The sequence below is a fragment of the Ktedonobacter racemifer DSM 44963 genome, assembly GCF_000178855.1.
Taxonomy (GTDB): domain Bacteria; phylum Chloroflexota; class Ktedonobacteria; order Ktedonobacterales; family Ktedonobacteraceae; genus Ktedonobacter; species Ktedonobacter racemifer.
In genome coordinates this window covers 2,253,084-2,267,325 of the sequence record NZ_ADVG01000002.1, presented here as the reverse complement: position 1 = coordinate 2,267,325, position 14,242 = coordinate 2,253,084, and the positions used below count along the sequence as shown (strand labels likewise).

General features: G+C 53.7%; 9 protein-coding genes and 1 pseudogene. 5 read left to right on the top strand and 5 right to left on the bottom strand.

Annotated elements, in window-relative coordinates; genetic code table 11:
* Positions 1 to 401 precede the first annotated feature (401 nt).
* The 3 genes from KRAC_RS26095 to KRAC_RS26085 all read left to right on the top strand — a co-directional run bounded on the left by KRAC_RS26095 (position 402) and on the right by KRAC_RS26085 (position 6,987).
* Positions 402 to 710 carry a zinc-ribbon domain containing protein gene (locus KRAC_RS26095; protein ID WP_007912393.1) on the top strand — a complete coding sequence of 103 codons (309 nt, stop codon included), beginning with the start codon at positions 402 to 404 and terminating at the stop codon, positions 708 to 710.
* 957 nt (positions 711 to 1,667) lie between these two features.
* The gene (locus tag KRAC_RS26090; protein ID WP_052568588.1) at positions 1,668 to 4,070 is read left to right on the top strand and encodes a RelA/SpoT family protein; all 2,403 of its coding nucleotides are present in this window, start codon (positions 1,668 to 1,670) and stop codon (positions 4,068 to 4,070) included.
* A 433-nt stretch (positions 4,071 to 4,503) separates the two neighbouring features.
* A complete protein-coding gene (locus tag KRAC_RS26085) occupies positions 4,504 to 6,987 on the top strand; it encodes a RelA/SpoT family protein (protein WP_052568586.1) in 2,484 nt (827 codons plus the stop codon).
* Between the two features lie 351 nt (positions 6,988 to 7,338).
* Here the strand turns inward: KRAC_RS26085 and KRAC_RS26080 are convergent, their stop codons facing one another.
* Positions 7,339 to 8,592, bottom strand: a complete 1,254-nt coding sequence (locus tag KRAC_RS26080; protein WP_007912389.1) for a sigma-70 family RNA polymerase sigma factor — start codon at positions 8,590 to 8,592, stop codon at positions 7,339 to 7,341.
* A 209-nt stretch (positions 8,593 to 8,801) separates the two neighbouring features.
* Positions 8,802 to 9,608 (bottom strand): DedA family protein, encoded by an 807-nt coding sequence (locus tag KRAC_RS26075; protein WP_007912387.1) that lies wholly within the window; start codon positions 9,606 to 9,608, stop codon positions 8,802 to 8,804.
* Positions 9,609 to 10,047: 439 nt separating this feature from the next.
* Here KRAC_RS26075 and dut point away from each other — a divergent pair, with 439 nt between their 5' ends.
* The gene (dut, locus tag KRAC_RS26070; RefSeq protein ID WP_040444171.1) at positions 10,048 to 10,500 is read left to right on the top strand and encodes a dUTP diphosphatase; all 453 of its coding nucleotides are present in this window, start codon (positions 10,048 to 10,050) and stop codon (positions 10,498 to 10,500) included.
* 97 nt (positions 10,501 to 10,597) lie between these two features.
* The gene (locus KRAC_RS26065) at positions 10,598 to 10,936 is read left to right on the top strand and encodes a J domain-containing protein (protein ID WP_007912378.1); all 339 of its coding nucleotides are present in this window, start codon (positions 10,598 to 10,600) and stop codon (positions 10,934 to 10,936) included.
* A gap of 81 nt (positions 10,937 to 11,017) precedes the next feature.
* Here KRAC_RS26065 and KRAC_RS26060 read toward each other — a convergent pair whose 3' ends face one another.
* From KRAC_RS26060 to KRAC_RS26050, 3 genes and pseudogenes are all read right to left on the bottom strand, one after another.
* Positions 11,018 to 12,319 (bottom strand): aminopeptidase P N-terminal domain-containing protein, encoded by a 1,302-nt coding sequence (locus tag KRAC_RS26060; protein WP_007912376.1) that lies wholly within the window; start codon positions 12,317 to 12,319, stop codon positions 11,018 to 11,020.
* Between the two features lie 87 nt (positions 12,320 to 12,406).
* Positions 12,407 to 13,204: a type I methionyl aminopeptidase gene (map, locus tag KRAC_RS26055; RefSeq protein ID WP_007912372.1), complete on the bottom strand. Its 798-nt coding sequence runs from the start codon at positions 13,202 to 13,204 to the stop codon at positions 12,407 to 12,409.
* A gap of 250 nt (positions 13,205 to 13,454) precedes the next feature.
* Positions 13,455 to 13,999 (bottom strand): annotated as a pseudogene (locus tag KRAC_RS26050) (O-acetyl-ADP-ribose deacetylase).
* Between the last annotated feature and the right edge of the window lie 243 nt (positions 14,000 to 14,242).

Sequence of the window (14,242 nt, the reverse complement as noted above, 5' to 3'; positions counted from 1 at the left end):
AGAGCAACCTCAAGATGAGTGGTGTGATGCCCCTGACAGCCGCAGGCTGTCAGGGGCATCACACCACTCATCTTGGCGAGTGCCGCAGGCGCGAGAACTAAGATGAGCTAATAAAAAGCCACAGCGGCAAGCAAAAAAGAGAGATAAAAATGTATGAAAAATGGCAAGATATAAAATATACATAAAAATATGAAGAAATATGTACAGAATCGGCGTAAAACTCTTGAAAATCAACAAAAGATAGTGTATGCTGTTTTCCGGTATCCATCTCGGTCTCGCGTACGGTGCTCGTCCAGAGTTACATACTTCCCTCGCTGGTAAGGGGAAAGCATGGCTGGTGACATCCGCTAGGAGAAGGACCTGGAGGTTTACCATTCTTCTATTCACTAAGGAGGTCCTAGTTGAGCTTCGATGACAAAACCCTGAAGTGCCGTGATTGCGGAAATGATTTCCTGTTCACCGCCGGAGAGCAAGAGTTTTACCAGCAAAAAGGCCTGATGAATCAGCCGAGTCGCTGCCGTCCCTGCCGTGAGGCGCGTCGCAACTCTGTGGGTTCAACCGGTCGTTCTGAGCGCGCCCCGCGAGAAATGCACCCTGTTATTTGTGCCGAGTGTGGTGCGGAGACCCAGGTGCCCTTCCTTCCTACCAAGGATCGCCCCGTCTATTGTAGCTCCTGCTTTGACAAAGTTCGTGGCGCAGCCCACAACTAAAAGCAGCGCACAATGAAGAAGCGAGCGTTTGCAAGAGAAGAGCCACTATCGCTCTTAGGAAAGAAGCTTGTTGTCCTGGTATACGTTGTTTCGACGACGTCTGCCAGGTTGCTCAAGCCCTGGAACTAAGGCCAGACATAGAAATCTTATCTGACCAGAACTCTCGTTTTTTGCTCACAAGTAATCAGAGACTAAGCAAAGATGTGTTCTTTGCTTAGTCTCTGGTTTTTGGGACCATATGATTGCTCACCGCTTCGTGGCGAGCTCCAAGGGTATGGGGTGTGGTGGTGGGCGGGCAGAGCCCGCCCACCACCACACCCCATACCCTTACGAAGCACCGCAGGTGCTGAGAGGTCTGCACCTTTTGAAGTAAAAGAAACTGACTACCAGGTTGGTACAATGGAAATAAGTAGTCGCACAATTGGCGGAATATGGTGACGTCCAGGCGTGTTTAAACGTAATACAATGTAATACAATGAGGCCTTTCCTCTGCCCTACTGTGCCCTGGCAAAATCGATGTGTGCGTTTTTAATTATGAAGTGAAAACGGAGTCCTCGCTTGACAGGGGAATATAGCACCTTATAATAAAGTAATAGCCTGTTTAACTCATAGGCAGAAATGTCCTACCTGGAAGAGGAGGCATCGCTTAGGGGTGTCTTATGTGGAGGCAAAGCCAGCGTGTGTGGCTTTACCGGTGAAATAGAACAATAAGCCACGAAGCACCTCGGGAGATGCCTTCTCTCCCTCTTTTTACTAGTATTTTATGCCGGTGCGTAGGACATTCCAATACCAGGATGCAAGGGGAGAGAAAGGTGACGCTATCCCGAATCGTGTGACATGGGGACGCCAACGGATTGAGTCAAAGACAGTCGGGATCTATGCCGAAGCTAGCCTGAAACAGTCCGCGGTAGAGGGACTGACAACTGTGCTCAACTGAAAGGTATGACGTAAGATTACATGGCTACCAACTTTGAGAGAAGCATCCAAGATTCGCATCAGACGGCCATCCTGAAAGCAGGGGAGCCGCAGACGAATCTTGCACCGTCACAGATGACAATCGAAGATCTGCTAGAAGAAGCTCACCAGTACCTGGCGGATGCGGATCTAGAGCGAATACGTCATGCCTATGAACTGGCGAAACATGCACATAAGGGGGTAGTAAGGAAGTCGGGCGAACCCTATATTCAGCACCCTCTTGAGGTGGCGCTCCTGCTGGCAGGCATGCGTATCGATGCTGAAGGCATTATGACGGCCTTGCTACACGACGTTGTGGAAGATACCAACTACTCACTGGATGACCTGACTGAGCAGTTTGGCCAGCAAGTGGCGAATATCGTTGATGGAGTGACAAAGTTTGATGCCCTGGCGGGCAAGCCGAATAAGGCTGCTCAATCGCTCGATAACGCGCCAGGCCAGGAGCCAGCAGAGCCTGTGCAGCAGACGCTCTCGGTTGTAGATAAGCGTCGTGAGAAGACCGAGACGGTGCGGAAGATGCTCTTAGCCATGGCGGAAGATCCGCGTGTCGTCGTGCTCAAACTTGCCGACCGTATCCATAATATGCGGACCCTGGCCGCGATGTCGACCGTGCAACAGCAGAATAAGACGCGCGAGACCAGCGAGATCTACGCGCCTCTGGCGCGCCGGTTGGGCATGATGCAGGTGCAGGCTGAGCTAGAGGACCTGGTCCTAAGTTACCAGGACCCGGAGCGCTATGCCTGGCTCAAGCGCGAGGTGGAGGAAGAGGTACAGCGGCGAATGCCATTTATCGACGAGGTTGGTCGCGTCTTGCGCGAGGAAATGCAGCGCGCGGGCATTCAGGCTGAGGTACAGGCCTGGCAGAAGCACCTGGCGAGCATCAATCGCAAGCTTGGATATGTCTCTGGACAGCCCTCTGGCGCGGATCTCAGCCAGCTACACGACCTGGTCTCTTTTCGCATCCTGGTGTATACCGATAACGAGTGTTACCTGGCGCTCGGCCATATTCATGCCCTCTGGCGACCCAAGGATGGACGCATCAAAGACTTTATCGCCACGCCCAAGCTCAATGGTTATCAATCACTGCATACCACGGTTTTCTGCTTTGATAACCGCCTGGCGGAGATTCAGATCCGCACACACGATATGCAGCGTACCGCCGAGTATGGCATCGCCAATTACTGGTATCTCAAAGATCGGATGGTGAAGGAGGATTCTTCACCCCATAGCTGGAAGCTCTCCTACAAAGAGATGGTGGCCTGGATTGAGCAGTTGCGGCAATGGCAAAGCGAGCTTCCCCAGAGTGCGGACGAATTCGTGGAGGCCGTCAAGGGCGACATCTTCCAGGAGCAGATCTTTGTCTTTACGCCTAAAGGTGAGGTCAAAGATTTGCCTCGTGGTTCGACTCCTTTGGATATGGCGTATCGTATCCATACCGATATTGGCGACCACTGTGCAGGCGCGCGCATCATTACCAATACAGATGACAGCGGACGCCTGGTGACGCGCCTGGTACCTCTGGACTATGAGCTTAAAGGCGGCGAGATCGTGGACATCATGGTCAACCGCACCGTCCACCCCACACGCGACTGGCTCAGTTTTGCGCGGACAGCCGCGGCGCGCAACAAGATTCGCCGCTACCTGAAGACCTATGAGCGCGAGATCAATCTCCAACTCGGCAAAGAGCGGCTCGACCTGGCCTTAAAGACCGCCGGTGCCGTTGGGCTGAATGCCCTCGTTGAGGAATTGCTCAACCAGGCCCGCAACGAGGATAAAACGGGCGACCTGCGCAAGTACGCCAATCGCGATGATCTCTATATCGCGATTGGGCGTGAGGATCTCCAGGTGGAAGATGTCATGTTGCATCTGCTCCCCCTGGTGCGCCAGGTAAATGAGCTAACGCATGGCGAGGGCGCGAACCCGCATACGAGTAAGGAGAGCGAAGGGAGCGCGGTCGTCAAACTCGCCCAATGTTGTTGTCCTCTGCCCGGCGACGAAATTGTCGGGATGCTCAATCCCAGTAAGGGAATGTATGTCCATCGCAGTGATTGTACGCGCGTCAGGCGCCATCGAGAAAGCGCGAAGGCCGTCATTGAGCTCAACTGGCTGCAGATTGAGCCAGAGACCTATCTCTCGCCTATTACCATCGTAGCGCATGATCGCTCAGGCCTCTTACGTGACGTTGCGGCTGTTGTCGCCGACGCGGGCGTTAATATGACCACGGTCACATCCACTACGAACCCCTCTGTCCACAAAGCAGTGATTACAGCGACGTTAGAAGTTATGGCCACTGAAGGCGTGTTGGATCAGATTGAGCGCATCTTGCGTCGTCTGCGCCAGGTAAAGAATGTCGTCAGTGTAGAGCGTGCGTTTAACGCCCACTAATCCTCTCTCCTGGAACCAGAAAGAGATGCATACTTGCTGCTCCTTGCGGACAAACGACGCTGATCCTTGTTGCTGGTACTTTCTCCCTCTGCTGTATAAAGATGGGCCTGGTACCAGCCCACAAGTCATAGTTATGTCTCATGTTAGCCAAGGTTAGCTCGTTTTGTGTTATGGTAGGAACAGATGGAAGTGTTGATGCGTTGACAGAAATAGGGTGTTTGTGGGGTGGATGGCCTATATTGTAGGTGGCAGCGTCCAACAACCCGGTATACAAAACGTATAGTAAGCAGAGTACATATTACCAGGGATGGTTTTCATCAGACTGCTCTCTTATGTCCCTTTTGTAAAAAAAGATATGTGTAGCGAAATACAACGCCCATGTCGAGTGTTCTAAGGGGTGAATGGTAGTAGTCTGGTAAAACGATAGAAGGCAATGATTCACATAGAGAAACACGTATCACCTCAAGAGAACTTGACCTCACCAGTAGCAGATCTGCGCCAGCAGATACGCTCCTACATGTCTGCTGACGAGGTAGATATGGTAGAGAAAGCGCTCCAACTGGTGCTAGAGGTCTGTAGTGATGTAGTGGCTGGCGAGCGCCTGGTGCCTCCGCTAGAGTATGCTTTGGGTGTGGCCTCCATTCTTGCTAACATGCATATGGATGCCGCTGGCGTAGCCGCTGGCCTGGTCTTTGAGGCTATTGATGCAGATCTTGTGACTCTGGAAGAGGTTGAGGACAGAGTGGGCAGCACAACGGCCCGCGTGGTTGGCAGCATGGAGCGTTTCAACATCCTCGAGCGCAAGAAACAGAGCGTGACGGCAGCGAGCGCAGCTCTCAGCGCGCAGAACCTCCAGACCTCAGCCGCAAAAAAAAGTTATGACGAGCGCGACGAAGGTAGCAGCAGTGCCTCAGGTGATGGGAAGAAGCCGCGCGTCCGCGAAGCCATGCGCCGCCAGCAGGCTGAAACGGTCCGCAAGATGTTTGTTGCCATGGCGGAAGATCCCCGCGTCGTCTCGCTAAAGCTAGCATACAGGCTCTTTGTGATGCGCCATATGTGCCGCCCAGAGTATCAAGGTGATCGGCAGGAGATGCTGGCGACAGCCGAGGAGACGCGCGAGATTTACGCGCCGCTGGCAGGCCGCCTGGGGATGTCGCGTGTGGAGGGCGAGCTAGAAGACCTGGCCTTCCAGATTCTGGAGCCTGATAAGTTTCAGTGGGTGAAGGGAATCGTTGAGTCCGAGCGCAAGCAGTGGCGCTCCTATGTAGAGAGCGTCTGCGAGATGCTGCGTCAGGAAATGGCGTCCATTGGCGTCAACGCAGTGGTCTCAGGACGGGTGAAGCGCTACTACAGTTTCTATCACAAACTTGAGCGTAGCACAGGCGAGGCCGGGGGCGACTTTGAAATGTTAAAGGCAGCCGCCGATGTCACGCAGATTCATGACCTGATCGCCTTTCGTATCCTGGTCGACACCGACAATGAGTGTTATATCGCCCTGGGCCATGTACACAGCCTGTGGAAGCCCAAAGAGGGGCGTATCAAAGACTTTATCGCCAATCCCAAGCCCAACGGCTATCGCGCCCTGCATACCACCGTCTTCTGCCTGGATGATCAACTGGTGGAGATCCAGATCCGTACCCATGCCATGCATGAGATGGCCGAGTATGGTGTTGCCATGCACTGGCACTATAAAGACATTGGTGATAATGCCTCCTCAACTGCTAAGGAACTCTTGACCTGGATTCACCAGCTGGCGGAGTGGCAGCACGAGATCAAAGCCGCCAACGCCACCGATTCCGAGTTTGTCGAGGCGGTCAAAGATGACCTGTTCGAAGAACAGATTTTTATATTCACGCCTAGGGGCGAGGTCAAGGATCTGCCAGTTGGCTCGACCCCGCTGGACTTTGCCTACCGAATTCACACCAAGATTGGCGATAGCTGCGCGGGCGCAAGGGTTATCTCTCACGTTGAAGGACACGACGGAGATCGCCTGGTCACACGCATGGTTCCGCTTGATTATGAACTCAAAAGTGGCGAGATCGTCGACATCGTGACCAACCGGTCCGCGCACCCCACGCGCGACTGGCTGAACATCGCGCGAACGGCGGCTGCACGCAACAAGATTCGCCGCTACCTCAAGATCCACGAACGCGACATCAACATTCAGATTGGCCGTGAACGCCTGGACCGGGTTCTCAAGTCCATTGCTGGCCTGAGAGGCATGGAGGCCATTACTGAAGAAGTGGAGAACTGGCTCTGTCAAGAGCTCCATATGGACACGTTCGAGGATATCCTCTCGGCGATTGGCGCTGACGATATGCGGCCGCATGGGGTCGCGGTCAAGGCGCATGAGTACTTCCAGCAACGCGAGGGGAAAGAGAGCCGGGACGAGCGCGGTGAAACAGGCGAACTGGCGCTGCCGACTACCAGCCGTCAGCCAGCGGTGAACCTACAAGTCGCGGGCGTGGATGGCCTGCTGACGCGACTCGCTAACTGCTGTTGCCCTCTGCCTGGGGACGAGATCGTTGGTTTTATCAGTCGGGGCAAGGGCGTCATTGTGCATCGCTCGGATTGCCCAAATGTCATGCGTTTGCATGAGCGGAGCGGTGAGCGCTTTATTACGGTGACCTGGCATGGGATGAGCCAGCCTCGCTATCACGTTCCCATTATCATTTTTGCGCGCGACCGTGCCGGGCTTATTAGGGATATAGCGACGATTATCTCCGAGTATGGTCTGAACTTGCTCTCAATTGGCACGAACGCCAACAATCGTGAGCGTATCGTGATTACAGCAACCCTGGAGATTAATGACCTGGAAATCATGCCACGTCTCTTTAAGCGCCTGGAAAAGGTCAAGGATATTCTCCAGGTGGAGCGTGATATGGGGCGTAGAAGAGTCACAGACGCTCAGGCGTAATCAGGCAAGAGAAGAGAAAAAGCAGGTCCCTGGTGTTAGTTACCTCTGGATTGAACAATGAAGCTTGGTTTTGGTAGAAGGAATGTATGGAGGGTACACCAGGAACCTGCATGTATTATATGCAAAAGACCTGAATCTGTATATTGTTAGATATGGCTATCTTTTAACCTTTGGTGTGAACTCAGTAATTAGAGGCAGAAAAGGCATGTGTTCTCGGCAAGAGCGGTAAAAATGCGTATGGATGTGTAGAAAACACAGGAAGTCCCCACAGGAGGAGAGGCCAGGTAAGACTCACCCTCCCCTCTTGTGGGGATTTTCTTGTATTTGTATCACTTTGCTAAAGCGGCGGTACTAACCGCGTAAGCGCTCCAGGACAGGTGGCTGGCGAAGTTTAGCAAGTGCTCCCGCCTCAATCTGGCGTACGCGCTCGCGGGTAATACCCAACTCGCGGCCGACCTGCTCAAGAGGATGTGCCTGCCCATTGCCCAGGCCAAAACGGAGTTGGAGTACCAGCTGTTCGCGGGGGGTTAGCACGGATTCGAGCACGCGCTGCACCTCGTCCTTCAGGGTCTGGGTGGTGGCTAAATCCTCGGGAGAGGCTGATTCTGTATCTGGAAGGACATCGCCTAGCTCCTGATCGTCATCTTCGCCCACGGGAAGCTCAAGAGAGACTGGCGCGCCGGGAGCGGCTTGCAGCTCAATCATGCGTACCGGATCCAGCCCGGTAGCCTCGGCCAACTCTTGCTCACTTGGCTCACGACCCAGTTCCTGAAGCAGGCGCTGGCGTTCGCGGCGAATGCGGTTAAGCGCGGTATTGACATAAACCGGGAGGCGAATCGTGCGCCCTTTATCGGCAACGGCGCGGCTGATGGCCTGGCGAATCCACCATGTTGCATGAGTGGAGAAGCGGTGTCCACGGCGCCAATCGTAGCGCTGTACTGCACGAATCAGACCAATGTTGCCTTCCTGAATCAGGTCTAGCAGGGTGAGGCCACGACCAACATAGCGTTTAGCAATGCTCACCACGAGGCGCAGGTTGGCCAGGATAAACTGCTTCATGGCATCGCGGTCGCCGCTCTCGATACGCTGAGCCAGCTCAATCTCACGCTCGTGCGTAATCATAGGGACGCGACCAATTTCACGCAGATATGTCATGACGGCATCGGACTCGCCTGCGTCTGCGCCATTAGCCGCATTCTCTTCCTGATCCTCAGAGCGGCGGCGACGTGGAGTTGCACCACGGCGTACAGCGGGCTGAGAGGCTGCTGGTGTCATAGGAGGAAGAGTGAGAAGCGAATCATCGACCTCCTCATGATGATCTTCTTCGTCACGTTCAGTGTCGTGAAGATCCTCTGTGAGGGTCGGTTCGTCTTCTAATTCGAGAGAAGCGGTGTCGGAGAGGTCATGATCCAGCTCGAGCTGATCATCATCTAACTCTGTCTCGTCGTGTGTGTCCTCTCTGCCAACTTCCACTGTTGTATATGGGAGATTCTTTGCAAGCAACTGCTCGACTATCATGCCGTACGGCTGCTTATCCGAATCAGGTTTCTTACGAGTTGTATTACCAAGCGTATTTCCCGTCATGGCACGCTTTACGTCTATCATTGTGCGCCCTCCATGAAAAAATGGTATATCCTAAGCAGCAAGATATATTTCATCGGTCTGGTCCTACACTCAGGAAAGCGAGCCTTCATCGGACAAAGGAGTCCGTGCGCCGAGTGGGAGGAATTCAATGATGTGTACCCTATCTACTAGATAGCAACAAAGCCAGGTCGGAAATTATTCCTAATCCAATTATAACCTATGGCCCCCTTTCATTCTAGTCCTTCTGACTCATTTTTTCGCCAAAGGCTGGCAAAAATGTACAAACTCGTATAAAATTTGTCTTTTTTATGTATACGTTTGACACATACAGAAGGTGCCAATCCGCCGCCATCTGGCCCACCTGCTTCTAGCGTGAGAAGGGCTTGTGCTTGTTCGCGACGGATAAGGGAGAAAGCTGGCAGGAGATCATAGTGACGTAATAATCTAAAGGCGATATAGATGCCCAGCGTGACGCAGAGAAGCACGGTAACGAGCAGGGAAAAGGTGCTTAGTAGATCCGCCACGTGTTGCCAGTTAGAGCCGAAAAAAAAGCCCAGAGGGATCGCTATGAGTGCGCTGATGATATTGCCGAGCAGGTCGGGCCAGAAGAAACGTGCGTAGGGATAAAGCTCTAGCCCGGCAAGCAGGTTGACCGAGCCACCCAGTCCAGAGAGCAGGAAGCGGGTAATAAAGATTGCCCACCCGCCGTGGCGCTGGAAATATCGATGCGAACGCTCAAAGGTCTGTTGCGGAAGAATGCGATTGCGTGGATGGCGTTTGATCCAGCCTGAGAGGTAGACTCCGCCTCGCCGACCCAGCCAATAGCTCACAGCATCACCACAGGTAGCGGCGCTGATAACAATGAAGATGAGAGCGAAAACGTTGAAGCGTCCCAGGGCCGCGAAGGCGCCAGCCGACGTGACGACTAAGCCAACGGGGAGTGGAAGACCTGCCGCTGCCAGAAAGATAAAAAACCACAGAGCGGGATACCCGAACTGTTGCAGCAAGAGTAGAAGCGGGGGAAGGAGCGTTTGCAAAGTGAGTATCCCTTCTGCTTTGAAACTGGATGAGCCAGCTTATGATGTATCCAACTCTGGGCTGCGCTTGCAGCTATGGCACATGCGAGTCAACGTATCGACGATGATGTTATATATAACGGTGAGACTGCTAACATCGAGACACCGCAGGCGCCCGGGACAATCCCTTCCATAGACATCAATGTGCGTTTGTGTATATCTAACAATACGTCACTTTCAGCATGCGTCTCACACCTCTACCTCTTACCAATTGAAAAGATGTTATTTGCCAAAAGCAGAGAACTTCCGATGCTGCCCTGGTGTGCACTCGCTTTCAAGTAAGATGTATCTGGTAGTGGGCTGGCAGAGCCAGCCCACTACCAGATACATCTTCCCCCTGAGCGCCGCAGGCGCGAATACTCTCTTGACGAGCAAAGAGCTATTCTCTAGAATACTGGCTATGAATATAACCACTAATGAATTGATGGCAGTCGCTATCAAGCGTGTAGATACTACTTTGCCCCTACCTGGCTACGCCACGGCAGGATCGGTCGGCTTTGACCTGGTTTGTCGGGAGACGGTGACCATTGGTCCGCGTGAACTGGGGCGCGTGCCAGGAAATGTTATAGTGCAGACCCCTCCTGGGTATATGCTGATGCTCACGATGCGTAGCAGCACCGCCAAACGCAAGGGATTGCTCATGCCCAATGGCGTGGGTGTTATCGATCAGGATTACTCTGGCGAGGGCGATGAACTGCTGATCTCGGTCTATAATTTTCGGGATGAGGCAGTCACAGTAGAGCGTGGCGAAAGGATCGCCCAGGGCATCTTTGTACCAGTGGCCCAGGTCGCCTGGAACGAAGTCGCTGAGATGGGAGAGACGCGCGGCGGCTTCGGGAGTACCGGGCATTAGGCTGTATGCCTGGTAATTATGACTCAACTATGCTACGATAGCAACATACATTGATGCGCTTTCATTAATTTGAGTTTGGATCGAGGCACAGTAAGCTATGCCACTGCAAAACTATTACGCCATTCTGGGCCTTCCGCGTGATGCCACACCGGAACAGATTAAAAAAGTCTATCGCAGATTGGTGCGGCAACATCATCCCGATATCAATAAGGGCATCTCCGATGCGCGTATCAAGGTGCTCAATGAAGCGTATAGTATTTTGAGCGATCCCCAGCAGCGTGCACTCTATGATATCCAATTGCTGGAAGAGATACGGAACCTGCGCATACTGGAAGCTGTGCATGAGCATTATATCAAGCGCACACAAAAGATGACCTGGTCGCAGGGCGTCGTAGGCTTTGTGCGCGAACTGAAGAAAGAGATGCGCCGCTCGTAGTATAGGCCGATATGCCCAAAGAGAGGCTGGGGGGTCGAGGACAAATCCTCGACCCCCCAGCCTCTCTTTGGGCATATCGGATTAGCGCCCGCCCATGAGGACTTCGATTTCCTCAATGCTCTTGGGCGCGCTCCCCGTGGTGACCTCGCAGCCATCCTGGGTGACGACGACATTATCCTCAATGCGTACGCCGATGCCGCGATAGCGCGGGTCGACGTTCTCCGCGTCTTCGGCGATGTAAATGCCTGGCTCAATCGTAAAGACCATGCCTGGAGCCAGCTCGGCTTGGCGCCCCTTCTCGGTCACACGATAGGGACCGCGATCATGCACGTCCAGACCCAGCCAGTGGCAGGTTCCATGCATGTAGAACTGGCGATAGGTTTTCTCCTCGATATTCTGCTGCACATCTCCCTTGAGTATGCCAAGCGCGACCAGCCCGGAGGTCAGGATCTCTATCGCCGTGTTATGAATGTCGGCCAGGTCCGCTCCCGGTTTGGTGGCGGCGATACAGGCCTCCTCGGCCTCTAGCACGATCTCATAAATGGCGCGCTGCTCAGGCGTGAAGCGTCCATTGATGGGATAGGTACGCGTAATATCGGCACTGTAATACTGGTATTCAGCTGCCGAATCGATCAGGAGCAGCTCCCCATCCTGCATATGCCGGTTGTTCTGGTCGTAATGCAGGATTGTTGCGTTAGGACCAGAGCCGACAATAGGGGAGTACCCATGACGGGCTGCACCCTGCTTGAGATAGCCATAGTCGAGGACGGCCTGGATCTCATACTCATACATGCCGGGTTTGAGAGCCTTGAGGACATCACGATAGGCCGCGCCACTGACCTGGGCGGCTTTGCGCATAACTTCTAGTTCCTCGGCATCTTTGACGACGCGCATCTCGTTGAGAATGGAACCTGGATCGACGACCTGGCGTGGGCCACCACTCATCGCCCGACGGAAGCGATTGATAAACGCGATCATCTGCTCATCGAAGGCATGCTCTGTGCCGCTGTTGTAGTAGAGTGTCTGGCAGCCCTTCAGATACTCAGGCAATTTCTCGGCGAGCTGGTCGAGGGTGTAGGCCGCATCTGCGCCATAGGTTTCCTGTGCGCCTTCTACTCCTGCGCGCTTCCCCGTCCAGACCTCCATCTGTGGATCGCGTGGGCGAACAAAGAGAATGAAATGGTGCTCAGGATGCTCTGGCACGAGCACACAGATCGTTTCAGGCTCGGTAAAGCCCGTGAGGTAGTAGAAATCACTATCCTGGCGGTAGCTGATCTCGATATTGTGTCCGCCGCTACGGAGAAATTCGGGCGCGCTATGAAAGATAGCGACTCCACCCTGCATTTTGTCCATAAATGCCTGGCGCCTGCTAGCGTATGACATGAGAGAACCTCCATCCTGGTGAAATAAGCGTAACCCTCAAAGGGGTTGTATCTACGATAAGTATATATGTATCGAGGTGAATAATCATTAGAAGACGCCCCAGGCCTTGCCATTGGGGCCAGCGGTGAGCACCTGGGGACCCTTTTTTGTGAGCGCGATAGTATGCTCGAAGTGGGCGCTAGGTGAGCCATCATTGGTAACCAGTGTCCAGTGATCGGGAAGCTGGCGGAAGGTATTGCTGACATAGGAGACCATAGGTTCAATCGCGATGACCAGGCCTGGCTGGAGCACGAAGTCGTGCTTGATCTGGAACTGGCGCGTATAGTAGTTTGGTACCTGAGGCGGTTCCCACATTTCCTGGCCGATGCCATGGCCGACCAGGCCCTCGATGACGGTGAAGCCTGCGTGCTCTATATACTCCTGCATCTTGCGCGCTACCTGGCTCCAGGTACGGCACTTCGTCAACTGCTCAATCGCCAGGTGCAGGGCGCCCTCGGTAACCTCTAGTAGACGCTGGGCACGTGGATCGACCGCACCTATGGCATAAGTCGTCGCGGCATCTCCGCACCAGCCATTGAGCTTGGCGCCAATATCGACGCTGACGACATCCCCCTCTTGCAGACGGCGCGCCCCTGGAATGCCATGCACAATCTGTTCATTGACAGAGATGCAGCTGGAGGCGGGAAAGGGAACCTTGCCCGGCACACCCTTAAAGAGGGCAGTGGCCTGGTGCTCAAGGATACACTGCTCGATGGCGGCATCAATTTCAGCGGTAGGAATACCAGGCTTCATTAGTGGCGCGGCGGCTTGATGCGCCTGCCAGACCACCAGGCCTGCCTGGCGCATCGCGGCGATCTCTTTATCGCTCTTCAGAGAATATTGCATCAAATGCTCCCTACAATCATTACAGTAGTATCTGGCGTCTCTCGACAAGGGATCGCTCTTCTCGAATGGTGAGTATGGAGAAACTGGCTTGTTTCTGGCTCAACATGGCTTTGATTGCGTCGCAAGGGCGTATAGCTCGTATCATAAACCAACACTGGCGAAGTTGCAAATTTCCCCCCTTGGCTCGTAAGCTTGCCTTTGGGTAAGGCGTGCAAAAAGAGCGTTTGAGAGAAGCCGTAATTGGTATATTCTATGAGGAGGGCAGGAGGCGCTCAAGGGCGTGTGCATAGGCTTGAAATGTGCGCTCATCGAAGAGCACAAAGGTCACCTGGCGCAGATTGGTGGGTTCCTGAGTGAGATGCTCAATAACGGTTTGCAGAGCGATGGGAGCAGCCTCGTCCAGGGGATAGCCGTAGGCGCCAGTACTGAGAGAGAGGGGAAGGCGATACTTTGTACCCGATGCTTCTCAGCGAGGTCGAGGCAGGTGTCATAGGCGCTGGCGAGCAGTTGCGCGGCGTCGGCATGGTGTCCATAGATGGGACCAACGGCATGAAAAATATATATTGCTTTGAGCTGGCCTGCACTGGTAACGACTGCGCTTCCCGTTGGGCAGCGCTCGAACTTGCGGCACTCCTGCATGACACTGGGACCAGCCGCGCGATGAATGGCACCATCTACTCCCCCGCCACCAGCCAGCGCGGAATTGGCGGCGTTGACTATCACGTCAGCCGAGATATCAACAATATTGCCCCGCATCAGCGTAAGGGTTACATTCTGAATGGCCTGAGTAATCATCGTCTGCTTCCACCTGGTAGCATTGAACCGTTTATAGCTCTGGTTGAGTTACCTATCACTTCTCAATCAATAGTATGACTGTGTCTACAAAACTGGAGCATGCAGAAAGGCGTCCGACCTGTGATCATAGTATAGAGTCGGCTCTATACTATGATCACAGGTCGGACGCCTGGTGACTTACATAGTGCTTTTTGGGATTGCGAAAGTAGGCGTTTCGTAGCTCCTGACAAGTATTTGAGTGAG

Excerpts from the sequence above, each read along its gene's own strand:
- KRAC_RS26065 (WP_007912378.1), top strand. The coding sequence starts at position 10,598 with ATGCCACTGCAAAACTATTACGCCATTCTGGGCCTTCCGCGTGATGCC.
- KRAC_RS26085 (WP_052568586.1), top strand. The coding sequence starts at position 4,504 with ATGATTCACATAGAGAAACACGTATCACCTCAAGAGAACTTGACCTCA.
- map (WP_007912372.1), bottom strand. The coding sequence starts at position 13,204 with ATGCAATATTCTCTGAAGAGCGATAAAGAGATCGCCGCGATGCGCCAG.
- dut (WP_040444171.1), top strand. The coding sequence starts at position 10,048 with ATGAATATAACCACTAATGAATTGATGGCAGTCGCTATCAAGCGTGTA.
- KRAC_RS26060 (WP_007912376.1), bottom strand. The coding sequence starts at position 12,319 with ATGTCATACGCTAGCAGGCGCCAGGCATTTATGGACAAAATGCAGGGT.
- KRAC_RS26090 (WP_052568588.1), top strand. The coding sequence starts at position 1,668 with ATGGCTACCAACTTTGAGAGAAGCATCCAAGATTCGCATCAGACGGCC.
- KRAC_RS26080 (WP_007912389.1), bottom strand. The coding sequence starts at position 8,592 with ATGATAGACGTAAAGCGTGCCATGACGGGAAATACGCTTGGTAATACA.